Below are 24,893 nucleotides of genomic sequence, written 5' to 3' on the forward strand. Positions count from 1 at the left end.
ACGAGACATTAAAACAAAAAAAGCCTGAATTATCAGGCTTTTTTATTTAAGTCTTACGAACTTACTTAATTGCGTTAAGCACTGCTTTTTGCAAGAAAGTTTTGAAGCAATCGCCATTATGTTCTAACAACTTAGGGAACATTGAAATTGGCGTCATTCCTGGGAACGTATTCACTTCATTTAAGTAAATTTCATTATCATCCGTTAGGAAGAAATCAATACGAGAAAGGTCTTTAAGTTTCATTTGAGTGAATACTTTACGGCTGTATTGATCGATCAGCTTAACTTGTTCTTCTGTAAGATTCTGTGCATCTAAAGATGTCGTTGAATGGCTACCGCTACCGTATTTTTCGTCATACGTATAAAAAGCACCATCAGGTGCCGTTACTTCACCTGGAGCCGTCGTAAATAGTTGCCCATCAATTTCGTATGCTGCAACTTCAAGTTCACGAGGTTTTACCGCTTTTTCAACCAACACTTGTTGTGAATAGCCGAAGGCACCATTAATTGCTTGCGCTAGCTCTTCCTCAGAAGTTACCTTGTAACAACCAACCGATGAACCCTGACATGCCGCTTTTACAAATAGCCCGCCCCATTGCTTAAATGCAGCTAATGCTGACTGATGGGTTTCTTCATTATTTTCAGTTAAGAATAAGTACGGTGTATTTGGGATACCAAGCGCATCATACCAAAGCTTAGATGTGATCTTATTGAAGCTATTTGTACTTGATTCTGCATCACATCCTAAGTACGGAATGCTAAGCATATCTAACATAGATTGAATATCGCCGGTTTCACCAGGGTAACCATGAATACACGGAACAACGTAATCCACTGGAGAGCTAACTGTCTCACCGCTTAATAATGTTTTGTCTGAACGTAATTCGTACTTCAAGCCAGATTCAATATGAAACCAACCTTCATCTTTAATCTCAAGATGCGTGATCTCAAAGGAATCAAGTTCAGAAAGTTGTTGAGCGATATATTTTGAAGAAACTAATGAAACTTCGTGTTCAGTGCCGCCACCGCCACAAAGTAAAAGGATATGAGTCATAATTTTCACTATAAAAAGCAATCGGTGCATATTTAGATGCACCGATTATGATTAATTTAACTTATGTAATTCAGGATTATCTGATTGTTTAATGCTATTAATACTTCTTACAAACGGGCCGTACGCTTGAATGTCAGCAGGAAGTTGTTTAATTGCAGCACGTGCTTCTGCAGGTGTTGCGTAATCACCGTATAAAATTGTATACCAAGGCATATTGTTTACTGTTTTACGGTTCATCCACACAGGCTGCTCGCCAGAAAGTTTAGCAGCGTAAGTAGAAAGGTCAGTCTTACGACTTAGAGCCAAAATTTGAAGTGTATAACCATAACGGTTATGCATATCTTGTTGCTTTTCCGTTGGTGGTAAAATCTTAACAGCAGCGTCTGTTGCTTCAGGAGAAGCCGCTTCTTCTGGTGTTAATTTTACAACAGGTTTCTCTACTTCAGCTTCAGCTACAGCAACAACCTCTGTTTCTTCAAAAGTGGTTTCTTCTTGCTCAATCGGCTGAGAAACTTGATACACCTCTTCAGATGAATCAGTAGTAATGTTTGTGGTATACGAACTGCTTGTACATCCTGCTAGCAGTGCGGTTAACGTAATAGGAATGATTCTTTTCATTTTAATTCACAATAATAGTCATGCTGTTACCGTAATTCTGCACCCGATGCTAAATACAATCAAGTCTTTAGCTAATGAAGAACCAAATTACTCATATCTTTGTGCTCAATACTTGATTTTTTTGGTTATTTTGTGCGCTGGTCTTCGTTTATTTGCTTTCATTCGCGTCAAATCTATACTACTCAGCTATCTTATTCTTATATAAAGGAATAAAGGACGTTTATATGCCAGATTTAAAACAATTACTGCGCCCCGAATCCATCGCTGTTATTGGTGCTTCCACACACCCTGATAGAGCAGGACATATTGTAATGCGTAACTTATTAGAAGGTGGTTTTAATGGGCCAATAATGCCTGTTCACCCAAGTTATAAATCTGTGTGTGGCATCTTGGCATATAAAGAAATTTCTGAATTACCTATTACACCTGATTTTGCCATTTTGTGTACCGAAGCAAAAAAGAACGTCTCTATTCTTGAAGAACTTGGGGAAAAAGGCGTTCGTTGCGCCATTATCTTATCGTCAGATATGAATTTGTACTGTAATGGAATAGGTGAACCTTTGCCTTATGAAGCAAAACGTATTGCAGCCAAATATAATATGCGGATCTTGGGTCCTAATAGCCTAGGGATTATTCTTCCGTGGATTAATTTAAATGCCTCTTTCTCACCTATCAACGCCAACAAAGGAAACATTGCATTCATATCGCAATCAGCTGCGGTATGTACGACAATTTTAGATTGGGCAAATGAAAAGAACATTGGGTTTTCAGCTTTTGTTTCACTAGGTGATGGGCTTGATATTGATTTCAGTGAACTGCTCGACACCCTTTGTACCGATTCAAAAACAGAAGCCATTCTTCTGTATATAGATTCAATTAAAGATGCTCGTCAATTTATGTCCGCCGCCCGTGCAGCCGCTCGTAATCGTCGTATATTAGTGGTTAAAAGTGGACGTTCTGTCGCAGGAAGTAAAGCGGCTCAATTACATACCAATGGTCAATTGAGTTTGGATGCGGTTTACGATTCTGCAATCAGACGAGCTGGAATGCTTAGAGTATCTAATACTCACGAGCTTTTCGCTGCTGTAGAAACACTTGCACACCCTATTCCATTTAGAGGTCATCGATTGGCAATAGTGACCAATGGTGGCGGTCCAGCAATCATGGCCGTTGATAGTCTCATGCAACAAGGTGGAAAATTAGCGGATTTTAGTGAAACATTAATCCAAAAGTTAAATAAGACACTACCTGAAAACTGGTCCCACGCTAATCCTATTGATATTGGAGGTGATGCCAATGACACACGTTATTGTAATGCGGTTAATGCCCTGTTAGACAGTGATGATTGTGATGCCATACTCATTATGCACAGCCCATCAGCGGTTTCAAACGCAACAAAAACGTCTGAAAAATTAATAAGCTTGATTCAAAACCATAAACGAAAAGCAAAATTTACCATATTGACGAACTGGTCAGGAGAAACCTCTTCAAAAGAAGCTCGATTACTCTTTACGCAAGCCGGAATACCAACATATAGAACACCTGAAAGTGCTGTATCTGCATTTTTGCATCTGGTTGAATACCATAGAAACCAAGGGTTATTAATAGAGACTCCTGTGTCATCCGGTCACATTAGTAAGCATGACGCACAAATGGCTCGTGAATGGTTAGAGAACTGTGTTACGCATAACCTAACTGAATTAGATACGCATGAAACCCAAGCTCTTTACTCTTGTTATGGTTTCAAAACATTGGATACATGGATAACTGAAGATCCAGTTGAAACCGGCTATGTCGCTGACAAGATCGGTTATCCTGTCGCAGTAAAATTGCGGTCACCAGATATTCCACATAAATCTGATGTGCATGGCGTTGTATTAAACTTAAACACCAATGAAGAAGTGATAACCGCTGCGCAATCCATACTCGACCGAGTCTCATTAAGCTATCCATCGGCACGAATTTCAGGATTAAGTGTTCAGAAGATGGCGGCAAGAGCAGGATCACAAGAGCTAAGAATTAAGGTCTGCCAAGATCCTGTCTTTGGGCCTGTGATCTTATTGGGCGAAGGTGGATCTGAATGGGATCTTAACAATAATGCAGCGGTAGCCTTACCACCCTTGAATATGGCATTAGCGGAAAACCTAATTAAGCATGCTATTAAAGAAAATATCATTCATAACCGCAACTCTCCTAACAAAATGAGTTTATTTGATTTAAGTGCGTTTCTCGTTCGCTTGTCACAAATGATACTTGATTGCCCTGAGATTGTTGAACTTGATATACACCCACTTCTTGTTTCTGGTATGGATCTCACGATTATTGATTCTTCGATGAAAGTACAACACTTTAACGGCGATATTCATAAGCGCTTAGCAATCAGACCTTACCCAAATGAATTAGAAGAATTTGCACAGCTTAAAGATGGCAGTTCTGTGTTACTTCGCCCTATTCTTCCCGAAGATGAACCCAAACATGCTTCTTTTATTTCTCAAGTATCGCATGATGATTTATATAAACGTTTCTTCTCAGAAGTTGGTGAGTTTAATCACGAAGCCCTTGCCAATTTTACGCAGATTGATTACGACCGAGAAATGGCGTTCGTTGCAACCAAACAAGTAGATGGTGAAGAAATTATTATTGCTGTTGTACGAGCTCTTTCCGATCCCAATCATACAAACACTGAATTTGCCGTGTTAGTTAGATCCGATCTAAAAGGACTAGGATTAGGAAAAATCTTGATGAAAAAAATTATTCGTTATTGCCAAAGTATTGGTATTAAAGTGATGACAGGAATGACAATGCCAGCAAATCACGGAATGATTGGACTAGCACAGCATCTAGGCTTCTCAGTAGACATTCAAATGAGTGACGGTGTTGTTGATATGTTTTTGGAACTGTAAAACATATCATTGTAAATATTTCATCAAGTATAAAAAAACCAAGATAAACACTTGATTTATCTTGGTTTAATATAGATACAAAATTGTTTTATAAAAGGGATATCTATATTACTTAGATTGCTCAGCTTTTTCTTTCTTTACCATAATTGCACCAGCGATAACAAATGCAACCAATAATAAAATTTCCATTAAACTTACCTTATTTCGTGTTAAAAATTAAAAGACCTGATTAATATAACATCATATGACATTAGTTAAACAGATATAACTCAATTTTGTAAAACTTTTGTCAAATTTTGTGAAACATATACTTTCCTTTGCCTGTTAATTTTGCCTCATACATGGCCTTGTCTGATTCTTTTAACAATGCATCTACATCTTTACCATCATTATAATCCGCGACTGTAATCCCTATGCTGACATTAACCGACAATAAAGTACCTTTATATGAAATGGGGGCTTGTATCGAATAAATAACCCTATCAGCTAACTCTATCAGTTGCTCTCTATTTGCAACCGGATTAATAAACAACACAAACTCATCACCAGCTAAACGCGATGCCAAATCATTCGCTCTTACCGCATGTTCTAATCGCTTTGCAACCACTCTTAACACTTCATCACCAGCATCATGCCCATAAGTGTCATTAACTTGCTTAAATCCATCAAGATCAAGGTAGCAAAGTCCCATCTGCCCTATGCTCCCTTTTTTCAGCAATATTGTATCATTCGCTGCTTGATAAAATTTTGCTCTATTAGGTAGGCCGGTTAATACGTCATGATGCGCTAAGTGATCCAATCTCTCTTTTTCTTTAACATCAGATAAGTTTGTAAATATAAAGATATAACTATTTTGACCATACTGATCAGTATCAATGATCTTACTTGCTTTAACGTACAGAGGAAGTTCCGCACCAAACTTATCTTTTTCTAAAACTTCTCCATGCCATTGACCAAAACGCTGAATTGACTCTGTAATCAAACTCGTTGATGTTGTGAAATGATGACCATCGAATAAGGTCAACATGGGAATATTACTTAACTCACTCATTTGATAACCAAAGATATCGGTAAATGCAGGGTTCATCAGTGTTAATTTTCCGTCTGCATCGTATATCAACACACCGTCTTGGCTATTTTTAAATACATTTGCTGCCAATTTCTGTTGAGTTCGACTTCTCAATGCTTCAGTTACGTCAACCATTGAAAGTAATACTTGATTTTGATTCGATAGCACTCTTGATGTGATTTGTAATGTCTTGCTATCACATGTCTGAATAAGTAAATCATCCACTTCTTTACGATTATCGATAATCTCTAATAAATCTTGTTCATTACTTGGTTTTATCACATCGAGTAAGTTACGACTTTCAAGTAAATTAATCGACAAACTAGGAAACATCGTTTTTGATGCTTCATTACTTAAAATAATAAGACCTTTTTTATCAATAACAAAAAGCGCATGTTGGACAGCTGTGATTATTTGCTCTCCAAAATCTCTCTCATGTTCTACTTTTTTTAATACATAACTTAATTGCTTTTGACGCTCTTCAAGTTTACTTGTCATTTTATTAAACGAAGCAGTCAAATCACCCAATTCATCATGAGTTACTACTTGCGGACGTTCATCGAACACGCCTCTTGTAATGATCCCTTGCATTGCATGGTTTAAGCTGCTGACAGGAGTAATAACCCACTTTTGTATTTTACAAATAATGAAGTAACCGCAAATAACAAAAAACAGAAGCATAAAGATAAACATCTTTAATGCGGTATCTCTAGTTTCATCTAGTATGTCTTTTGAAACAATCAGATTCATTTGTGCTGTTTCTTGCGGATTTAAAACAAATGGAATAGACACATAAATAAAATGGTCACCTATGACATACCCATCAATTAGCATTTGTTGTTTTAATACAGCATTAGGCGCATGCGATAATTGGGTTGTTTTTTTATATTCGATAAATATTTGACCGTCATTGTCTATCACGACAGCCTGTAATATTGCTTCGTCTGCACTAAACGTATCTAAAATTTTATTGGCGGTTGCTTTATCATCTAAAATTAAAGCCGGTTTTAGGTTAAGGCTAACTCCAATCGATAAAATCTTAATACGATTAATTAAATTATCTTTTTCCGTTTTATACGTACTTACATAGTTATAACCATGAAACATAACGAATAAACTCAGTGCAAATATGATTATTGGTAAAGATAAACGCTGGCGCAATGATGCATTTTCTATCCACTTCATCCGCGTTAACTCTCCCCATAAACCAATTTAATTATTTTAGAAACTAAGATATTTAATCGAATATACATCTTTAAGATTTATTAATTAAATTATTAATAGATATAACTTAATCGTATTTGGTGAGTATAACTAAAAATACTCTATACGGTTCAGCAATTGCAAACAAATCATCGACAAAGTGATCTAAGTAACACTTATGGATTTATTAGTTACCATTCATAACTTGAATATTTATTTTCATCCGAAATTTTTGATTCGAAAACTTACTTTATACTGCTTTCTTATATACTAGTTCTTATTTTATAAGGCGATCGTATGCGAACTCTCATTATCTTTTTGGCTGTTTTATGCTCTTTTCCATCATCAGCAAAATCAGTTCAAAAATACTACAAAGAACATCAACCAAAACGTTGTGAGACATTAAATAGAACATTAACTCATGTGAATAAGCTACTCAGCTTTAGTGAGGGAAAGGAATACAAAGAGAGATTAAAAGAGAAAAAGGCACTAAAGAAATTAAGGAAAGAAAAAGGATGTTAAAAAGCCAACAGTTACGTTGGCTTTGTATTGATTATTTTGCTTTTGGTCTGAATGGTTTAATCACTTCTTCATTACACTCAAGAAATGGACCTTCCATTAGATCGATACAATATGGAATTGCAGGGAAAACCGCATCCAAACATTCACGAATTGATTTTGGTTTACCAGGTAAATTTACAATTAATGAATCTTTACGTAAACCCGCAGTTTGACGAGATAAAATAGCTGTTGGCACAAACTTTAATGATTCTGCACGCATTAGCTCACCAAAACCGGGCATCATGCGATCACACACAGCTTCTGTTGCTTCAGGAGTGACATCACGTTTAGCTGGACCTGTTCCACCCGTTGTTACAACTAAGCAGCAGTTTTTTTCATCAGCTAATTCAATCAGTGTTTTTTCAATGACATCTTGCTCATCTGGAATAACCACATACACAGGTTCCCACTCAGATGTTAGATAATCGTTTAGTGTTTCAATAATAGCTGGTCCTGAAATATCTTCATAAATACCAACGCTTGCACGATCACTTACGGTTACAATGCCGATTTTCGCTTTTTGAGTCATAATCTGTATCTTTTTAAAGTAAGGTAACCACTATTATTACAAGCGGTTACTCATTTTTCTACTAAAAAGGCGTTTTATCTAGTATTCGTAAGCCATGTTCACAGATACACCATAAGTTGAATCTACTGAGTAAATCGCGGCTAAGTCAAAATGGAACATATTTAGTGGTGAGAAACCAATACCTGCGGTAAATGCATCATCATAAGTACCCGCAAGATCTTTCTTGAATCCACCACGTAGCTGAATTTGGTACAGTAAGTCGATTTCTGCACCTGCTCTGAACATTTGAACATTATCATCTAAACCAACAAAACGTTCTTGCTCATTTAAGTCTAAATCTGCCGTAACAATAAAGTAGTTAGTCATGAATGCTACGCCCGCAGTGTAAGTCGGGGTAAGTTCATAGTTGTATTTATATGTTTTTTTACCGTGAGAACCACCACCTTGCGAATTCGCAAAATTAACAGTGATTTCTTTGGTTTCAATTTCATTTTTAATCAGGTTTTTACCTGCTGCTGCAAAACGCCAAGGACCGTAAAACCACACGGCACCAACATCTACGTTGAATGAGTTATCTGTTGTTTTGTTTTTATCAAAGTCTTTAAAGTCAAAATTGTTTACAGCTTCTACATAGGTATACGTTAAGTAACTTTGAATTTTTGGTGTTACACCAATAGTGATGTTTTGTCCTAAGAAATTAGTGTATCCCGCAAAGGCAACACCTGCTTCTGCTAAGCCTAAAGCAACGGTACCTACTGCTGTAGTATCTGCCAGTTGAAGTGGTTTAGCTGGGTCTGCTGGTAAACCAAGCGCATCGACATCAGGTAACGTAATGCCCTCAACCGAAGTTTTGCCATAAAATGCCATTGATAAATAACGGTTAGGAATTGCAACAGCCATCCCTGCTCCCATACTAAAGCTCAGGGCATCGCCATTTAAATTTCTTAGACCGTTTTCAATATCAGCTGCGGCACCTGTTGGATCAGACGGTATTTTCGAAAAACCTTTCTGTACTTGGTCAACATCATCAACCATACCGCCTTGGTCCATGACTTGTAGACCGGCACTCGGTAACAAAAGACCCGCATCATCTTTACGGCTATATATTGCAACTAAAGCTGGATTATAAAAAACACCAGTAAGATAGTCAGCGGCTGCAGTACCAGCGCCACCCATAGCATCAATTCGACCATCAACGCTGAAATTTGTTGCTGATACTTGAGAAGAAGCTACCGTCGCGCACGAAAGTAAGCCAATTTTTATCCACTGTTTCATTTGATTAACCCATTAAAAAAATCACTTCCCTACTTATCGACATAGAAAAAGTTAACTTTAATGAAATAAATCAAAATATTGATGCTAGTGATGTCTTTTTGAAATTTGGCTTTAATCTTAATACATACAAAAAAGCCGAGGGGTTAGCTCGGCTTTAAAATAGTAGTTAGTTAGCGTTGTTTCTCTTTTTCTGCAATTTCAGCTCTAATTTGGTCTGAAATGATTTTAATGGCTTCTCCACTACCAACGCCTTGACGCATCAGTTCTTGGATTTTCTCTACTGCTTGTTGCTGTTCTTCATGGGTTAATGTTGGTAAATCTAACATTATTTACTCTCTGTATTTTCATCTGAACCAAAATTCATTACTTTGGTTATTGCCTGAATTTCTTGGATGGAAATCGGTCCTTGAAATCTTTTATGATTAAACGACACACTTAAAATATAGCTGCCCGGTAGCACATTTGTTGAAGGTAAAGATTTAGGAAACCTCTCTTCGTACTTCTGTTCCCATAACTTTATATATTCATTATCTTGATGATCATAAATACCAACAGCCATTTCTGGTAATGGACAATTTGATTTAAGTAAACCGGTTTGTGTCGTTTTCCATTTATCTTTGCCTAACCACGCCACTTGCATTTCTGTTTTTGGCGTGGTTAAAACAACCCATGATTCCCATTGTGTTTTTTCTTTATCATCCGCAATAATTATCAGCTTATACAGTCCATTTTGAATTCGGTTATTCAAGGACTCGCTGGCATAAGTGTATTGCGTGATTCTTTCATCTTGTGTTGGTGTTATTTTAATTGACGGATTAGTTAATTGCTCTTCTTGCGGCCATTTAATAAATGAAAGACTTGATATAGGCTTTTTAGTATCAAACTTAACAATCAATCGATGATGTAATCTTCCCGGACTCTGAATAATAACACGTTGTACACTTACTGATTTTAACCAGTTCGGTATCACTTTATTAGATAAATCTCTCCCGCAATTTACTGAAATGGCAGAGCTAAGTAATTTATCAATATTATTGGTGATATTCTCATTAGCCGAGTTCTGCAAAACCTCTATTGAAGTGGCAAAGCCTTTTCTTGCATGCCCTTCTAAAAATTGCTTATGCGCAGTATACAATGCAGATTGCTCATTAAACCAATCCACTGAATTTGCAAAAGATGTGTATGATGCACAAACCAATGAGCAAAAAACGAAAAACTTACGCATAAACATCATAAAAAATTACGCTTTCATTTTGTAGCCAACGCCACGCAATGTTTCAATTTCTATTCCAACAATCTTTTGACGTAACTGAAGAATATGCGTATCTACCGTACGTGTTGTTGGGAAATGGTTGTAACCCCAAACTTGATCCAAAAGCTCATCACGCGTAAACACTTTTCCAAGGTTTGATGCTAAGAAAAGCAGAAGATCAAACTCAGTTCGAGTTAACGTAACATTCTCACCTGAATTAACCACATCACGTGTAGAGGTATCAATAGCCAAATTACCAACAACTAATTTTGATTTTACTTCATCTGTTTCTGGTGAGCGTAAGTGTGCACGTAAACGAGCCAGCAATTCCGCTTCAGCAAAAGGCTTAGTTAAATAGTCATTAGCACCAGAATCAAGACCTGTTACTTTATCTCTAACAGAAACAAGAGCCGTTAACAAAATAACGGGAACATCTTTTATTTGTTTCCACTGACTTAACCAAGTTAATGAATCGCCTTCAGGTAGCTGACGGTCAAGAATGACAATATCAGCTTCGCTCCAAAGACCAGATACATTTGCGGCATTTTCGGAATGTAAACAGCGATAACCCGCTTCTTCTAAGCTGACAATCAGTCCGTCCGCTAAGTTTTTATCGTCTTCAACAAGTAGGATTGTCTGTTTCACAAGGTATCTCCAATATAAATGTCGTCGGTGGCCCCTGAAGAGTCATGGTTCCGCCCATTCTTTTGATCATTGATTCTACAATGGTTAGACCAAGGCCTAATCCTGCTTTACTAACAAAAGGTGTTTTTAATTCTTTCCAATCACGCTTTGTTAATTGTCCGCCATCAATGACTTCAATTCTTAATTTTTTCTGTTCTACAGTAACGTTCAAAATAACGGGTGGTACACCATATTTATGAGCATTACTAACTAAATTATCTATGCAATTGCCCAACCAATATAAGTTAACTTTAATGGAGGCATCTTTATTTATTTTAAATTCAACTGGTTGAGTATACTCCAAACAACGATAGCTGAGCCATTCTTCAACAGAAGGTATCCAATCTGTTGAGAACCCTTTATCATCCGATTGTAAATAATCTTTACTTGCTTCAGCTAATTGGCGTAAACGCCTTGAGTCTTCACATAGACGCCTAAATTCATCGTACAAGGATTCCGGCAATGCTTCAAACTGTCGTCGAAATCCTTCAACGGTTAATCCCAAACTTGCGATTGGCGTTCTCAATTCGTGCGTTAGAATTTGCAAGACTAACATTCGACTTTTCATCTCTCTACGTTTACCGTTCCACTGAGAGATACCCCAACCAATCGCTAAGCAAACATTAATGAACACCAAAAACAATACAATATAAGATAATGTTTTGGAGTCTGTTTGATCTTGCCAACACACATTACCATTTCTTACATAGCAATTAGCCCCTTGTTTAAATAAGGTCGCTTCAAGTTGGTAATTTTCTAAATACTTATTTTTTAACTCTGTCGGGTATAAATAATAACGGCTGCCTTTACGTAGCCACAATAAATCATCTGCAATAATGGTATCTGAACCACTAATGATGGCTCTAATTGCTGTATCATCCATCATTTGCAAATGGTGCAATAATGTCCCTTCTCCTGCAATGGCTCTTTCTTTTATATGCATATAGGGTGACAAATGTTCTTTTTCATCTGGGTGCAATTGAACATATCGATATGCATAAGAGCCACCACCAGGGTGGATCATTCCTGATCGCGCAAACCATCTTGTTGGCAATGTTATACCTCGACACATTGCACGGATCAAAACCAGAGGCTCACCCACTAATGGACTTACAGGCCAAGGACCAGTACATGTTTGCGCACTACGATACAGCCTTTGTAATTGCTTAAATGGGTAAGATGCTGTTTGCGGCAACAATGTATCAGGAGACAATAATACGGTAGGATATTCTTTTTGTATTAAGCGAATGTCATAAATTTCGACGGCTTGTTGTTTTTTAAACGCTTTTTTAAAGTTATCGATCTTCGTTGCTAGGCTATCTGCATATGATGAGAAGCTTAATAACAATAAAGTCGTAAGTAGAAAGCGCTTATTGAGCAACGTAAACCCCTAAGAAAAAATATAATAAAGCATAATTTATCAGTATATTATAGTTCCAAATGAATACGAATACTTTATTTTTACAACTGTTCATCTTTTCCTCAAAGTGGGCTCAAATTGACAAAGTATTACTTTGCCATGACTTTACCACCTATCATTTTATATGCGGGTGTCCCTCGAATAAGCGTTTCTCTTGCAAAGATTGACTGGCATTGCGGACATTCACATTTCGTTGTAGTGTGATCTTCGACTATTCTTTCCACAAAACATTTTACTAAAGCGCCTTTCCCACCTTTTCTATATTTGTATAAAGGAGCTTTGCATTTTGAACAAAAGATCATGATGGTCTTTGTTGGACCTTTCTTATTTGGTTTAGCCATCTCTTTCCATAACTTGTGGTTGCCAGATACAAAGGCTTTATTTTACACTCAATTAATAAATGCTTAACCCTTTCTCTATCATTTGTCTATAAAGGCCTTTTTATGCGAATTAATGCTAAAAACCCCGACGCTAAAAGTGCATTACAATTACTTATCGATATTCAATCTTATTTTAAATCTGAGCTTTTAAAAACAAGCAGTCTAACATCACAATCAACTGAATTTAAAGCCATAGAATGGCTAAGGGATAATGGAAGTCATGGTGGTGGTGAGCGCTTTGAAGCCATTGATGGTGGAATATTTAATCGAGCATCCATCAATGTTTCACAAATTCAATACGAAGACGACGCCAGCAAACATTACAATAGCGCGACAGCCCTCTCTACCATTATCCACCCTAATAACCCCCTCGCACCATCGATTCATATGCATTTTAGTTTAACGGAATTAAAAGATGGCACTAGTTATTGGCGAATCATGGCTGATTTAAACCCTTCTCACTTTGATAAAGAAGACAAAGAATACTTCGATCAAACATTAAAAGTAGCCGCCAAATCTCATTACTTAGAGGGAACTAGGGCTGGTAATCAATATTTTGATATCCCTGCATTAAAAAAACGCAGAGGCGTGAGTCATTTTTATTTAGAAGGGTTTAATCCAGAAGGAGAAAATGGTGAGTTATTTACAAAACAATTTGCAACAAAAGTGATTGATACTTATGTGCATATTCTTAGCTCACACTTACTACAAAAAAGTGAAATAACGAAAGAGCTAAAACAGGCTCAATTAAATTACCACACACTTTACTTCTATCAAGTATTAACCTTAGACAAAGGAACCACGGCGGGTTTATTGGTTCACGATCAAAATGATGTAGGCACTTTGGGCTCTTTGCCATCACACATTAACCGTTCTCTTCTGGAAGAGTGGCAAGCTTTAACACCTCAACCAACAGACCGATTAGTTTCAGACTTATTAGCAGCGCTTCCTTGTGAAAATACGTGTTCAATAACAAAGGAAGTTAAGGCTAACCTAGCTCAAGCCATTCGCGCATTTTACAAAAAATAACATGCATAATGCCACCACGCGTCATATCGTGGTGGTAACCATTCTTATTATAAGGTTGGTTTAATCCAAACCTTCTCAAAATCAAACCAACCTAATCCATTGCATGAAGCATTTTGAATACTGTTGTTTGTATCTTCACTAATTCCCATCCAACCATGAAATAATGGATTGATTTGGCCGCAATCAATTAAAAATCGACAAATATCATTCACTGGAAAGTGACACTGTGACGTTGACTGCCATTTTTCAATCATGTTCGATATGGTTTGGAAATCATCCTCAGGCATCACACGTTCAATTTCATCAAAGGCAAATAACCAAGATAATAACGCTTCTGGACATTGAGTCCCCAAACTCATACCTCGTAGCCAAATATCAATGGTGGCAGCCTTATCTAAATCAAGTAAATCTAAGGTATCAAATTGATGTATCTTTAAAATGATCCCATCTTTATCTAATCGTTGCTTTATGATTTTCCCAAGTAATGGATACAACGGATGCTCATTCTCAAATCCTAAATGAACAACACTCCCTCTTTCTGGTAACTCGTAAGGTGGAATCGTACGATTTAAGCAATGTTGAAAACCCGGTAATAGTCCATATGCGTTAAAAAGGCCGATACCATTCATGGTTGAATTTTGAAGCTCATTCAATAGGAGTAATGGAGTGATCGTATTTAATAAATAACTTAACCAATTTTGATCTTTTGCAATGCCAGTTTTACGGTTAAATAATAAGTAACTACAACCACGATCGACATCAACAGTTTCACCATATGAATCAAGTGATTGATCATTTCCCTCGTACACTTCCAAACCCAATTTCAGTTGAATTGGCGCGATCTCTGGTAGTGTCCACACTTCAACGGAATCAATAAGAGGCCGATAACCAAAATACTGCTCATTGGCCACTAAGATTAATTTTTTATCTGTATTTTCAGCGACTTTATATGGCCCACTTCCAATAGGTAAATGTTGTTGCTCATCACTATTATGACTGGTTGCTGGAACCAATTTCGCATTAAACTGAGCTAATTTTGAATCAAAATAGTGATCATCTTTATTTAAGATAAAATCAATGACATTGAGATTTGGACTTAAAACATCCTCAATATGACTAAAAACATAGTTTGTCTTTAAATGAGTAAATGTCTCTTTAATGTCATCAAATGTCAGTAATTTTCCATCATGGAAATAGATGCTTGGCCTTAAGTAAAAGCGCCAATGTGTAGGTGAAAGCATTTCCCAATGGTGGGCAATATCACCTTCCACTTCTCCTTGCTTATTCCATTGAGTTAAGCCGTTGAAAATTTGCTGCATTAAATGCTGCTCTGAACGACGAATTGCTAACGATGGCTTTAATAGGTTCAGTTGGCGATAATAAGGCAACTTAACCACTTGTTTGCCCTTTTCGTGTGAAACCCCTAATACTTTATGGATCAAATCCAGTAATGCGTCTTGATTACCATCCAAAATATCAAGGGCAACGTCAAGTTTTCCATCTTCAATATTACGTCGAGCAAGGGACAGATAGACCGTATCAGGCGTAGATAAAAACTCAAGGACTGAACTCTTACCTCGGCCAACCGCAGGGATCCAATCAATCCATTTTTCTTCGGACATTTTTTTAAGAACCATACGGGTATTACGACGAGTACAGCACAATAGATCGGCAATATCATCAATCTGTACGCCGTCAGACGATAAGTGATAATGACCGTATAATTTTTCGAATTGCTTTCGTAATCGTGGGCTGCCCATAAAATTCCGTTCTGTAGGTTGAAGTAAGTCTTAATTTTCTACTCATTTTTTAAGACTTCAAACTAATACTCTTGATTTTTCAATAAGTAAGTTTACACTAATTTTCAATGATAATAGAGGGAAATCATGATGTCTCCAGTCCAGTTACACGAGTTTAATACTCATACCAGAAGAAAATCAGATCGCTACCCTGTAGAGCGTAATGGTATTTTCATTGTAACTTCTGGTCAATTTCATTATCGCGATAGAAGCGGTGATGATATTACGCTTAATGCTGGTGATTTTTTGTTATACAGCTCAGGTGATATTTCAAAAATAAAAATGACAAACGATAATAACAATTTTAAAGCTCAATCTGTTGTTATCGATGTTGCTCTATTTCAGAAATTTTTGTCATACAGCAATGCACCAGCTCACTCACCTTGCAATTCTGATACTTTCATTTTTACTGCTCAAGATACATCTGTAGTCAAACTGCTTGAACTGTTAAAAGAACAATTAACAAATAATGATAACAACGACACTCTTGAGTTTTTAACCTTAGCTTTGTTGAGTGAAATGGTAAATAAACAGCCGTGTCTTATTCCATTTATCCAAAAAATATCGGTATTAACGACCTCTCAGCAACTTATAAGATACGTTGAAGAGCATATATCAGCAGATTTAACCATTGATATGGTTGCTCCAAAACTAGGTATGTCTGCATCAACATTAAAACGCAAACTTCAATCAGATAAACTCTCTTTTGCTCATCTAGTTAAAGTAAAACGCATTAATTATGCGGCAACACAACTAAGACTGACTCGAAAAACCATCACTGAAATCGCCTATGACACAGGTTTTAAAACAGCGGCGCACTTTAGTACGAGTTTTAAGTCCGTAAAAGGGATCACCCCCAAAGAATTTCGTGATTCACTTCAAGGATAACTTGTCACAAAGGTGTAACACTTCCAGATTATGATGCTTTTTTTTCACAATGGATTTAGCTCATGTTCAAAGCGTTTAGTTACACCTCTTTATTTACAGCGTTACTTTTTAGCTCCTCAACTTTTGCTGCAAATACAGTAATTGCTGGTTCTACATCTGTTTCTACACTATTAGAGCCCTTTATTGATGAATACAATAAAGACAATAAACCACTTGTTGATTTACAAAGTATTGGTTCAAGTGCAGGCATTAAACTACTGGTTGATGACACAGTAAATCTTGCAATCAGCTCTCGTGAGTTAACAGATAAAGAAAAAGAATCATTAAGTTCAACTCTTATCGCTTATGATGCCATCGCAATTGTTGTCCACCCTGACAACCCAATTACTGAGTTATCTACAGAGAACATTTGGAAAATCTATCACGGTGATATTAAAAACTGGAAAGAATTGGGTGGCACTGATCGTAAGATCTCTGTAATTTCACGTGAAATTGCTTCTGGCTCTCGTTTCTCGTTTGAAAAACACTTCGGTTTAACACAAGAAATCAATTCATTTACCGTGTCAGATATTAGCGATAATGCTCTTGTTGTTAATGGGACGGGCATGGTGAAAAGTATTGTTTCACGTAATCCTTATGCTATTGGTTATGTTTCAGCAGGAACACTCGGTGATATAGCTCAATTACGAGTTTTAAAGGTAGATAATGTTTTACCAAGTCAAGAAGCAATAATGGAAAACAAGTATTCTCTTTCTCACCCTTTCTTATTTGTATACAAGAACCAAACAGTATCTAAAGAATCGACAGAGTTTATGAATTACATTGCTTCACCAGAAGCGACTAAGACTATTCAATCACTTGGTTATATAAAGTAACTATTGAAAATAATGGTCGAATAACATATTGTTTACTCGATTTTAATTTCAAGGATGTCACATGTTAACCGTAAATAGCTATTTTGAAGATAAAGTAAAATCTATTGGATTTGAACAAAACAGTAACGCAATTTCTGTAGGTGTAATGTTACCGGGTAACTACACTTTTGGCACAGCTGCTGCTGAGAAAATGAGTGTTATCACTGGTGCTCTTACCATTAAACGCTCAACAGATGCTGACTGGGTAACTTTCTCTTCTGGTGAAGATTTCTCAGTTGAAGGTAACTCTTCATTTGAAGTAAAAGTAGAAATCGAAACTGCGTATTTATGTGAGTATTTGTAATACGAGTATTTATCTAAATTAGTATTAAATCACAATACTGGTTTCACACTATTACTCGTTTTTAGTTTAAAAAAAATGACAAGGAAGTTCGTTCGCTCCCTTGTCATTTTTTATTTCTGATTTACTCTATAAAACTAAACTAGTTAGCTTACTCGTCATCAACCACAATTTGTTTTGGCTTTTTCTTTGGCATAAATACCTGATCGCCAACCGCCACATTTGTATGGAACGAGTTATCACGTTTCTTAGGCGCTTTAGGTTTGTTTTGATTACCCTTCGCTTTAAATTTCTTAGGATCGCCTTTTTTCACAAACGTACGTTTATGTTTTGGTTTCAATCCTTTAAATTTACCTTTTAATTCTTCAAATACAGAGAAAGACAAATCTTGTTGTAAGAAGGTTTCTACGCGTTTAAAGCTTTCCCAGTCTTTTGGACCAACAAGAGAAATCGCTGTACCTTTCTTACCCGCACGGCCTGTACGACCAACACGGTGAACATACTCTTCCATATGCTTTGGCATATCAAAGTTAATTACGTGCGTTACGCTTGTTAAGTCTAAACCACGAGAAGCAACATCAGTTGTTACTAAGATCTTGTGAACACGACGCTCAAACTGACTCATAATGTTATTACGAGCGGTTTGGTTCATATCACCACTTAGCGCTACTGCTTTTAAATTCTCTTCGTTTAATAACTTAGTTAAACGATCAGTATCAGAGCGTGTTGCTGTGAAAATCATGATTTGGAAGTAATCTTCAGTCTCAATGATTTTGTTTAAGATCGCTTGTTTGTGATCTAAATGGTCACATAGATAGAAGCGTTGTGTAATGTCTTTGTGCTCATCATTCGATAAACCTACAGAGATACGCTTTGGATTATCCAGCATGTTACCTGCGAACTTATTCACTGCATCGTGATCAAGCGTTGCTGAGAACATTAGCGTTTGACGACGACGGTGACTTGCCGCCTTATGAATCTTTTGTAAATGTTCAGCAAAACCAAGATCTAGCATACGGTCAGCTTCGTCAAGGATCAGCGTTTCTAAACCATCAAGGTACAGAGATTGATGCTCAAGGTGGTCAGCTAAACGTCCTGGAGTGGCAACTATGAACTTAGGGTGCTTGCGCAATGCATTCACTTGGTCATTAAAGTTCTCACCGCCAGTAATCAATGTCGCATCATAAGTTAAGCCACCTAACATTGCGCGTAAATGGCTATATACTTGCTTAGCTAATTCACGAGTTGGCGCAAGAATCACTGCTCGAGGATCATTCTTTGAGAAAGATTTCGTTTTTAGTGATTTATGAAGCATTGGTAAAACGAATGCTAATGTTTTACCTGAACCTGTTTTTGACGACGCAAGAACATCTTTACCTGCAATAGCAACAGGAACAGCCTTACGTTGAATTTCAGTTGGTTTTTTAATGTTCTGGTGAGCGAGATTTTTTAATAGGCGATTATCTAAACCTAAATCTTTAAATTGCAAAAGCTGCACTCCAATTTCGAGTATTATTGATAAATAACCAGTCATTCTGGTCTAATGTGACGAGTATATCATAACTGTCGTTTATCCTTGCATATAAATATTCACTTGAGCTCTTACACTCTCTCATGACTTTGTTACAATGGTTTTATTCTAATAAACATTCATTTATAAAAATAAAAGTAGAAAGTTCATGAGCATTCAAATTACTGGAACATTAGCAAAAATGCGTTCTTCTTTATCTGAAGGAACCGTTCAATATCGTCTACCTGTCGGAGATGAAGAAATCAGTTTAAATCCTTTAATTGGTAAAACCCTAACCCTTACTCATACAGGTAATATCTTTTGCTGCTCATGTGGCAAGAAAACCAAAAAAAGCTACTCCCAAGGTCACTGCTTTGTGTGTATGAAAAAGCTAGCAAGTTGCGATATGTGCATAATGAAACCTGAAACATGTCATTTCGCTGAAGGAACGTGTCGTGAACCTCAATGGGGTGAAGAGAATTGCTTTGTTGATCACTATGTTTATCTTTCAAATACATCGAGTATGAAAGTCGGCATTACTCGTCATACTCAGATTCCTACACGCTGGATTGATCAAGGTGCGACTCAAGGTTTGCCTATCGCTAAAGTGAAAAACCGCTTAATTTCAGGCCTAGTTGAAATTGAATTAGCAAAACTCATTGCAGATAAAACCAATTGGCGCACGCTATTAAAAGGTAACGGTGATCCCCTACCTTTAAAAGAAGCGGCTTTAGAGCTATTGCCTCAAGTTGAAACGGCAATTGCAAAGATTCAAGCTGAGTATGGTGACGACTCTGTTGAATTATTAGACGAGCACATTCTTGATATCGGGTTTCCTGTTAATGAGTTCCCGACAAAAATCGTAAGCCATAACTTTGATAAAAACCCTGAAGTCACAGGCGTTCTTAATGGTATTAAAGGGCAATACCTACTGTTTGATACTGGTGTTATCAACATCCGTAAATTTGGTTCTTATGAAGTCACTGTGACAGCGTAACAGAAAGGCGTTCATTTACCTCTAAATGAACGCCCTATTTTTATTTTTTATCGGTCAGTGATTCAATTTTTTCTTCAGGTAATGGACCTTCTTTAAAGACGACAAACGCACGACGGTTTTCAGCATTCGCCTTTAACGTATGCTCTTGGATTATCGGTTCACTTTCACCAAATGATTTAACTTCCCAGACAAATTGCGTCGGATCTACCCTAGTTTTTAAATATTCTTGTACCGCGATAGAGCGCTCTTTTGCGAGTTTTTCATTATAACTCACGGAACCTTGATAATCCGTATGACCCGCGATCAATATGCGACCTGTCAATCCTTCTAATTTTAACGCTAGCTTATCCAATTCAATTTTATCTTTCTCTTTTAATACAGATTTATCAAAATCAAAATGTGATGCCATCGTGACATAAACTTTTCTCTTTGGCTCTGGAGGTAAGCACGCAGGGTTCGTTTCTTTCTCTACTGTTTGTTCAAAAACCAAATACGCGCGACGGTTCGCCGCATTTGCTTCTAATGTTCGCCCTTCAATTAATGGTTTTTTCTCACCATAATATTTAATTTCCCATTCATAATTATCCGCATTCAATTGCTTTAAAAGGTATGTTTTGATTGAATCTGCTCGTCTAAGAGAAAGTTGCTCATTATATTTTTCAGAGCCTTGATAGTCCGTATGACCAACAATAGCAATTCGACCTTTTAACTTTTCAATATCACGAACAAACTGATTTAATGATGGGAAATCCCCCTCCATTATTTCAGATTTATCAAATTCAAAGTGTTCAGCTACACCGATTTGTATTTCACGCTGTGGTACTAAACACTCTGCAATTAAAAACTTTTGAACTCGCTCATCATATTTATCAATGTTTTCTTGGCTTACGTAAGTATCAGTACTGCACCCAAACAAAGAAAGAAGACCTAATCCAATAAATAGCGATTGTTTTATTTGCATCTTTCTTCCTTAAATTTTACCAATAAGATTAATGAATACACCACTTGCATCATAATCATCATCGTTTGTTAAGTTATCGTCGAATCGAGAAAAGTTGTACCCAACACCCATCTTAAAGTTATCTGTTAAATGTTTATTAAATGAGATAAGTGCTCCATCTTCCATTTCATCGTATTGAGTGTCTACTTTCCAATGATATTGGCCTGTTACATCCCAATTCTTCATTATGCGATAAGAAGCACTGATGCCTGTGAGATAAATTTGGCTATTAACATCAATCCCAGTACCTGATGCACGATCAAAACGTTCATATTTATCTTTATACGCGTATTTCGCGCCAAAATCCCAATGAGCATTCCAGGAATATATCGCCTCAGTTTCGATGATATGGTTTTCTTCATCTGAATATTCAACATCCCGATTTAGGTTATCAAAGTCGACTAAATATGTATAACGTGCCAATAAATTCAATCTATCATTGTAAATTGGTCGATAAGCTAAACCGATACTGGATTCAATAAAGCGCTCAAGTAATTCTCTGTTGGTTTCATTTTCTGAGCGAGAATAATTAAACTTACCAAACAAGGTGTATTCTTCGGTTAAGTGGTGGGTATAACTATTTGTTGTTACCCATTGCTCAATTTTCTCATTGGTTTCTTCAGTTTCATCGACACGATATTCAAACTTGTTCTTTAAAAGAACGTCATCAAGATCAAAACTTATACTAAAGCTGATGGCTTTACGGTGAACAAGACCCGTTAGTGTATTATTGGGGTCATTATTATATTCAATCTCACCTTGTTGGTAAGCAATACCAAGATCAATATCATCGGTAAATTCATTATCAAAGCCAAATGAATCAATACGACCTTTTCCATTGTTTTCATTAACAAATTGATTCTCTTGATAGAAATCGACAGTTTGAGTTAACGCCGCTCTTTGCCCTAAAATTACGTTATTTTGATCCTGATAATTATCTTCTACATAAGTAACATAAGTAGAATAATCTTTAGTTACATCATAATTTACTGTGGCTTCTGCAGCATCACCACGGCTACCTGTTGTGTATGCCCCACCAAGCGTCAGATCCTCTAGGATTCTTGTTTCTGCACCCACAGTGACACTGTCGTTATCATCATAGGAATCCGTCGCATCCACGGTTGTTTGAGCTTTAACGTAAACGCTATTTTCACTATCCCAAAGGTACTCTGCTTTTGCTCCCGCTAATGAGCCAGTTCCTAACTCTTTCTGTCGATTGAGTTCTTTAACATGCTTTCCTGCTAATGAAATTTTTACATGTTCGGTAACCAAAAACTGTGTTTCTAACTCAATTTGTTCACTGTCTGTTTCTAATGTACCGTCTAACTCTTTTTCTTCCATCGATGTAAAACGAGTGGATACTTGAACTCGATCACCAACTTGTAAACGAACTTCTGTCCCATAAGACTCTTGTTCAAGATCATCACTTTGGCTCGCGTATGAGTACCCCGCATCTTTTGATTTATACCAAGCTTTGACATCATTCCCTACAGCACCGAACAAACCCGGAGCAAGATCATATAAACTGGCGACACCAAGAACTTGAATGTTATTTCCTTCACGATCATTTACATTACCCGATGTAATTGGCGTAAAGGTTAAACCACCATCAAATGAAACAAAGTTACTGTCTGCTTGTGTTCCAGTCGTGTGTCCGAACTCTGTTTTTAAATAAGTACCTTCTGTTGCACGTAATGTGAGATCCGTTGAATACAGTTCGTAATCTTGACTGTCTTTTTCTTCTGTTATGTAAGTTGCACCAACCCCAATATAATCGTTGATCCAACCTTTGACACGACCACCATAGGCCATCGCATCTTGTGCGTCTTTACCCCTTGGAACGTATTCATAATCAACAGATAAATAGTTTTCATAACCACCACGAGGTGAATCATCTATTACCGAACCAAAACTGTCTGAAACAATATCGGATAACGGTCTCGTTAAGATAATTCGGCCTTGATATTCGTCTATCTCATAATCACGTCCTGATTGTAATGGGATTTCTCTCTCTACAATCCCGCTGTCTTTATTCATGACTTTAATCATGACTTTATCGCTACCAGGTAGCACTTCACCATGTTGTAAGAAGTATAATGAACCACCCGTTCCTAAAAACTCATCATGCGAATAAAGTGAATCTGCTTGTGAAGCAAAACCGACAATATTTAAACGGTCTTCACCGTATAAGGTAGTTTCTCGTGTGCGGTAATCTCCTTTAAAACCGTATAAACTGCGGTTGTAATCACCATTATCTGTACCCGTAATTCCAGTATTGAAATTACCCCACAGATATTGAGATTTATCGTATTGAACATCGAGGTAAACTTTACCTTTTGTGTTCACCACTTTTTGAATATTAGCCCCATCACCATAATTGCCATACATCATTTCATCGTCACCATCGACAATGTCAAAGACAGTCGAAGCGTCATTTGCAGCAAATGGATTTTTGAACATATCCTTTACGGCACTATCCTTCGTATCTACATGAGCAACAACTCGTAATTTGTCACCAAACTTTCCCTGACCAAAATAGGCAATACGTCCTTGGTTATAGATATCTTGAGCATATTGCTCATTGACCTCTAACGCACCTGTGCTACCACCTACACGATTTGCGCCAACATAAAAATCAGCTAAACCAGCTTGTGCATAATAGGTATCAGGAATACGGGCATAAAGAGAGAATCGACGCTCTTCTCCTGAGTCGAAAACAACCGTTGTAGGGAATCGATACGCGTCCGTTGGTAGGAAGATTTCCGCATATAAATCCCCTTCTACAACATCAAATTCATCTTCGCCGATAATCACTTTATCGACGCCATCTAACCCTGTACCAATGAATTTTGCTAAACCTGATGAGGTTGGAATGTTATGACGCATCAAACGTGACTTACCAAAATGACGACCCGAGTCTTCGTCATTTATGTTTTTATCAATAGAAAGATCTTTATTAGGTCGAACAAGATCAATCACACCCAAACTGGTGACATCCATATTGCCATCTTTATCCCAAACTTTGAGTCTAAACAGCAGCTGCTCACCTAACCTAAATTGATAGTCAACCTCTGTTGAGCCATCCCACTCGATATCTGTACTATTTGCTAATACATCGCCTTTTTTTACGATTAAAGGTTCGGACAAATGGCGATCGGCACCACGGTATACTTCTACCTGCCATGTCTTTATGTAATAACTGTAGTTTGTATTAACAGAAAAATTCAGCGCATTAACTAAAGCACCATTTTCAATTTCAGCCTCATCACTCACACTCAAATCTAATACAGGGTTAAATTTGGTGATATCACGACTTGCCCATATTGCGCCTTCATCTAAATAAATGCGTGAACTGTCTGTTTGTTCATGAGCGTCAACTAAGATCCCCATAGTATCAGAATCGAGCTGTTGTAAATTCTCGGTATTTTTAGCAAAAGTCATAACAGGTAATGCTGATAATACGCACACTGTTATGCTTTTTTTCTTAAAAATATTTAGGCTTTTCAT

21 protein-coding genes are annotated in these 24,893 nt (G+C 37.0%); 7 read left to right on the forward strand and 14 right to left on the reverse strand.

Annotated elements, in window-relative coordinates:
• Positions 1–61 precede the first annotated feature (61 nt).
• Positions 62–1,054: a D-alanine--D-alanine ligase gene (locus tag AVFI_RS18790; RefSeq protein ID WP_054775763.1), complete on the reverse strand. Its 993-nt coding sequence runs from the start codon at positions 1,052–1,054 to the stop codon at positions 62–64.
• A 51-nt stretch (positions 1,055–1,105) separates the two neighbouring features.
• Positions 1,106–1,672 (reverse strand): SPOR domain-containing protein, encoded by a 567-nt coding sequence (locus AVFI_RS18795; RefSeq protein WP_012535643.1) that lies wholly within the window; start codon positions 1,670–1,672, stop codon positions 1,106–1,108.
• Between the two features lie 224 nt (positions 1,673–1,896).
• On the opposite strand from AVFI_RS18795, the gene AVFI_RS18800 reads away from it, so the two are divergent.
• Positions 1,897–4,575 carry a bifunctional acetate--CoA ligase family protein/GNAT family N-acetyltransferase gene (locus AVFI_RS18800; RefSeq protein WP_188863652.1) on the forward strand — a complete coding sequence of 893 codons (2,679 nt, stop codon included), beginning with the start codon at positions 1,897–1,899 and terminating at the stop codon, positions 4,573–4,575.
• A gap of 289 nt (positions 4,576–4,864) precedes the next feature.
• Here the strand turns inward: AVFI_RS18800 and AVFI_RS18805 are convergent, their stop codons facing one another.
• Complete coding sequence (locus tag AVFI_RS18805; RefSeq protein ID WP_188863653.1) at positions 4,865–6,829, reverse strand: diguanylate cyclase domain-containing protein; 1,965 nt, start codon at positions 6,827–6,829, stop codon at positions 4,865–4,867.
• A 315-nt stretch (positions 6,830–7,144) separates the two neighbouring features.
• On the opposite strand from AVFI_RS18805, the gene AVFI_RS18810 reads away from it, so the two are divergent.
• Positions 7,145–7,369: a hypothetical protein gene (locus AVFI_RS18810; RefSeq protein WP_012534943.1), complete on the forward strand. Its 225-nt coding sequence runs from the start codon at positions 7,145–7,147 to the stop codon at positions 7,367–7,369.
• Positions 7,370–7,400: 31 nt separating this feature from the next.
• Here AVFI_RS18810 and mog read toward each other — a convergent pair whose 3' ends face one another.
• From mog to AVFI_RS18845, 7 genes are all read right to left on the reverse strand, one after another.
• On the reverse strand, positions 7,401–7,937 hold the full coding sequence (gene mog, locus AVFI_RS18815) for a molybdopterin adenylyltransferase (RefSeq protein ID WP_005422732.1): 537 nt from the start codon (positions 7,935–7,937) through the stop codon (positions 7,401–7,403).
• A 78-nt stretch (positions 7,938–8,015) separates the two neighbouring features.
• Positions 8,016–9,212: a conjugal transfer protein TraF gene (locus AVFI_RS18820; RefSeq protein WP_054775762.1), complete on the reverse strand. Its 1,197-nt coding sequence runs from the start codon at positions 9,210–9,212 to the stop codon at positions 8,016–8,018.
• Between the two features lie 170 nt (positions 9,213–9,382).
• Positions 9,383–9,541, reverse strand: coding sequence for a YoaH family protein (locus tag AVFI_RS18825; protein ID WP_170618941.1), 159 nt, complete (start codon positions 9,539–9,541; stop codon positions 9,383–9,385).
• Positions 9,538–10,446 (reverse strand): DUF2861 family protein, encoded by a 909-nt coding sequence (locus AVFI_RS18830; RefSeq protein ID WP_065623685.1) that lies wholly within the window; start codon positions 10,444–10,446, stop codon positions 9,538–9,540. The genes AVFI_RS18825 and AVFI_RS18830 overlap by 4 nt, the downstream gene beginning before the upstream one ends.
• A gap of 6 nt (positions 10,447–10,452) precedes the next feature.
• Positions 10,453–11,109, reverse strand: coding sequence for a response regulator transcription factor (locus tag AVFI_RS18835; protein ID WP_011263415.1), 657 nt, complete (start codon positions 11,107–11,109; stop codon positions 10,453–10,455).
• The gene (gene vxrA / locus AVFI_RS18840; RefSeq protein WP_017019428.1) at positions 11,084–12,529 is read right to left on the reverse strand and encodes a sensor histidine kinase VxrA; all 1,446 of its coding nucleotides are present in this window, start codon (positions 12,527–12,529) and stop codon (positions 11,084–11,086) included. Before vxrA ends, AVFI_RS18835 begins: the two co-directional genes overlap by 26 nt.
• 128 nt (positions 12,530–12,657) lie before the next feature.
• Positions 12,658–12,909: a hypothetical protein gene (locus AVFI_RS18845; RefSeq protein WP_054775761.1), complete on the reverse strand. Its 252-nt coding sequence runs from the start codon at positions 12,907–12,909 to the stop codon at positions 12,658–12,660.
• Positions 12,910–13,011: 102 nt separating this feature from the next.
• Here AVFI_RS18845 and AVFI_RS18850 point away from each other — a divergent pair, with 102 nt between their 5' ends.
• Positions 13,012–13,977 (forward strand): coproporphyrinogen III oxidase, encoded by a 966-nt coding sequence (locus AVFI_RS18850; RefSeq protein ID WP_155662763.1) that lies wholly within the window; start codon positions 13,012–13,014, stop codon positions 13,975–13,977.
• Between the two features lie 47 nt (positions 13,978–14,024).
• Here AVFI_RS18850 and AVFI_RS18855 read toward each other — a convergent pair whose 3' ends face one another.
• A complete protein-coding gene (locus AVFI_RS18855) occupies positions 14,025–15,737 on the reverse strand; it encodes an SgrR family transcriptional regulator (RefSeq protein ID WP_155662764.1) in 1,713 nt (570 codons plus the stop codon).
• 126 nt (positions 15,738–15,863) lie between these two features.
• Between AVFI_RS18855 and AVFI_RS18860 the strand changes: the two genes are divergently transcribed.
• The 3 genes from AVFI_RS18860 to ppnP all read left to right on the forward strand — a co-directional run bounded on the left by AVFI_RS18860 (position 15,864) and on the right by ppnP (position 17,882).
• Positions 15,864–16,664, forward strand: coding sequence for an AraC family transcriptional regulator (locus AVFI_RS18860; RefSeq protein WP_012534737.1), 801 nt, complete (start codon positions 15,864–15,866; stop codon positions 16,662–16,664).
• A 62-nt stretch (positions 16,665–16,726) separates the two neighbouring features.
• Complete coding sequence (locus AVFI_RS18865) at positions 16,727–17,539, forward strand: phosphate ABC transporter substrate-binding protein (RefSeq protein WP_012535206.1); 813 nt, start codon at positions 16,727–16,729, stop codon at positions 17,537–17,539.
• A 61-nt stretch (positions 17,540–17,600) separates the two neighbouring features.
• On the forward strand, positions 17,601–17,882 hold the full coding sequence (gene ppnP / locus AVFI_RS18870) for a pyrimidine/purine nucleoside phosphorylase (protein WP_005422703.1): 282 nt from the start codon (positions 17,601–17,603) through the stop codon (positions 17,880–17,882).
• A 148-nt stretch (positions 17,883–18,030) separates the two neighbouring features.
• On the opposite strand, the gene AVFI_RS18875 is transcribed toward ppnP, so the two are convergent.
• On the reverse strand, positions 18,031–19,413 hold the full coding sequence (locus AVFI_RS18875) for a DEAD/DEAH box helicase (protein ID WP_012534711.1): 1,383 nt from the start codon (positions 19,411–19,413) through the stop codon (positions 18,031–18,033).
• A gap of 145 nt (positions 19,414–19,558) precedes the next feature.
• Between AVFI_RS18875 and AVFI_RS18880 the strand changes: the two genes are divergently transcribed.
• Positions 19,559–20,386, forward strand: a complete 828-nt coding sequence (locus AVFI_RS18880) for a DUF2797 domain-containing protein (protein WP_054775760.1) — start codon at positions 19,559–19,561, stop codon at positions 20,384–20,386.
• Positions 20,387–20,426: 40 nt separating this feature from the next.
• Here the strand turns inward: AVFI_RS18880 and AVFI_RS18885 are convergent, their stop codons facing one another.
• Complete coding sequence (locus tag AVFI_RS18885; protein WP_005422695.1) at positions 20,427–21,347, reverse strand: OmpA family protein; 921 nt, start codon at positions 21,345–21,347, stop codon at positions 20,427–20,429.
• Between the two features lie 9 nt (positions 21,348–21,356).
• Positions 21,357–24,893, reverse strand: coding sequence for a TonB-dependent receptor (locus tag AVFI_RS18890; RefSeq protein WP_054775759.1), 3,537 nt, complete (start codon positions 24,891–24,893; stop codon positions 21,357–21,359).

Source organism: Aliivibrio fischeri ATCC 7744 = JCM 18803 = DSM 507, assembly GCF_023983475.1.
GTDB lineage: Bacteria > Pseudomonadota > Gammaproteobacteria > Enterobacterales > Vibrionaceae > Aliivibrio > Aliivibrio fischeri.

Bases quoted from the DNA above. Each gene is read 5' to 3' on its own strand.
- ppnP (WP_005422703.1), top strand. From the start codon at position 17,601: ATGTTAACCGTAAATAGCTATTTTGAAGATAAAGTAAAATCTATTGGA.
- AVFI_RS18790 (WP_054775763.1), bottom strand. From the start codon at position 1,054: ATGACTCATATCCTTTTACTTTGTGGCGGTGGCGGCACTGAACACGAA.
- AVFI_RS18860 (WP_012534737.1), top strand. From the start codon at position 15,864: ATGATGTCTCCAGTCCAGTTACACGAGTTTAATACTCATACCAGAAGA.
- AVFI_RS18795 (WP_012535643.1), bottom strand. From the start codon at position 1,672: ATGAAAAGAATCATTCCTATTACGTTAACCGCACTGCTAGCAGGATGT.
- AVFI_RS18885 (WP_005422695.1), bottom strand. From the start codon at position 21,347: ATGCAAATAAAACAATCGCTATTTATTGGATTAGGTCTTCTTTCTTTG.
- AVFI_RS18875 (WP_012534711.1), bottom strand. From the start codon at position 19,413: ATGACTGGTTATTTATCAATAATACTCGAAATTGGAGTGCAGCTTTTG.
- AVFI_RS18805 (WP_188863653.1), bottom strand. From the start codon at position 6,829: ATGAAGTGGATAGAAAATGCATCATTGCGCCAGCGTTTATCTTTACCA.
- AVFI_RS18845 (WP_054775761.1), bottom strand. From the start codon at position 12,909: ATGGCTAAACCAAATAAGAAAGGTCCAACAAAGACCATCATGATCTTT.
- AVFI_RS18880 (WP_054775760.1), top strand. From the start codon at position 19,559: ATGAGCATTCAAATTACTGGAACATTAGCAAAAATGCGTTCTTCTTTA.
- AVFI_RS18820 (WP_054775762.1), bottom strand. From the start codon at position 9,212: ATGAAACAGTGGATAAAAATTGGCTTACTTTCGTGCGCGACGGTAGCT.
- AVFI_RS18850 (WP_155662763.1), top strand. From the start codon at position 13,012: ATGCGAATTAATGCTAAAAACCCCGACGCTAAAAGTGCATTACAATTA.
- AVFI_RS18800 (WP_188863652.1), top strand. From the start codon at position 1,897: ATGCCAGATTTAAAACAATTACTGCGCCCCGAATCCATCGCTGTTATT.
- AVFI_RS18890 (WP_054775759.1), bottom strand. From the start codon at position 24,893: ATGAAAAGCCTAAATATTTTTAAGAAAAAAAGCATAACAGTGTGCGTA.
- mog (WP_005422732.1), bottom strand. From the start codon at position 7,937: ATGACTCAAAAAGCGAAAATCGGCATTGTAACCGTAAGTGATCGTGCA.
- AVFI_RS18855 (WP_155662764.1), bottom strand. From the start codon at position 15,737: ATGGGCAGCCCACGATTACGAAAGCAATTCGAAAAATTATACGGTCAT.
- AVFI_RS18810 (WP_012534943.1), top strand. From the start codon at position 7,145: ATGCGAACTCTCATTATCTTTTTGGCTGTTTTATGCTCTTTTCCATCA.
- AVFI_RS18830 (WP_065623685.1), bottom strand. From the start codon at position 10,446: ATGATGTTTATGCGTAAGTTTTTCGTTTTTTGCTCATTGGTTTGTGCA.
- AVFI_RS18865 (WP_012535206.1), top strand. From the start codon at position 16,727: ATGTTCAAAGCGTTTAGTTACACCTCTTTATTTACAGCGTTACTTTTT.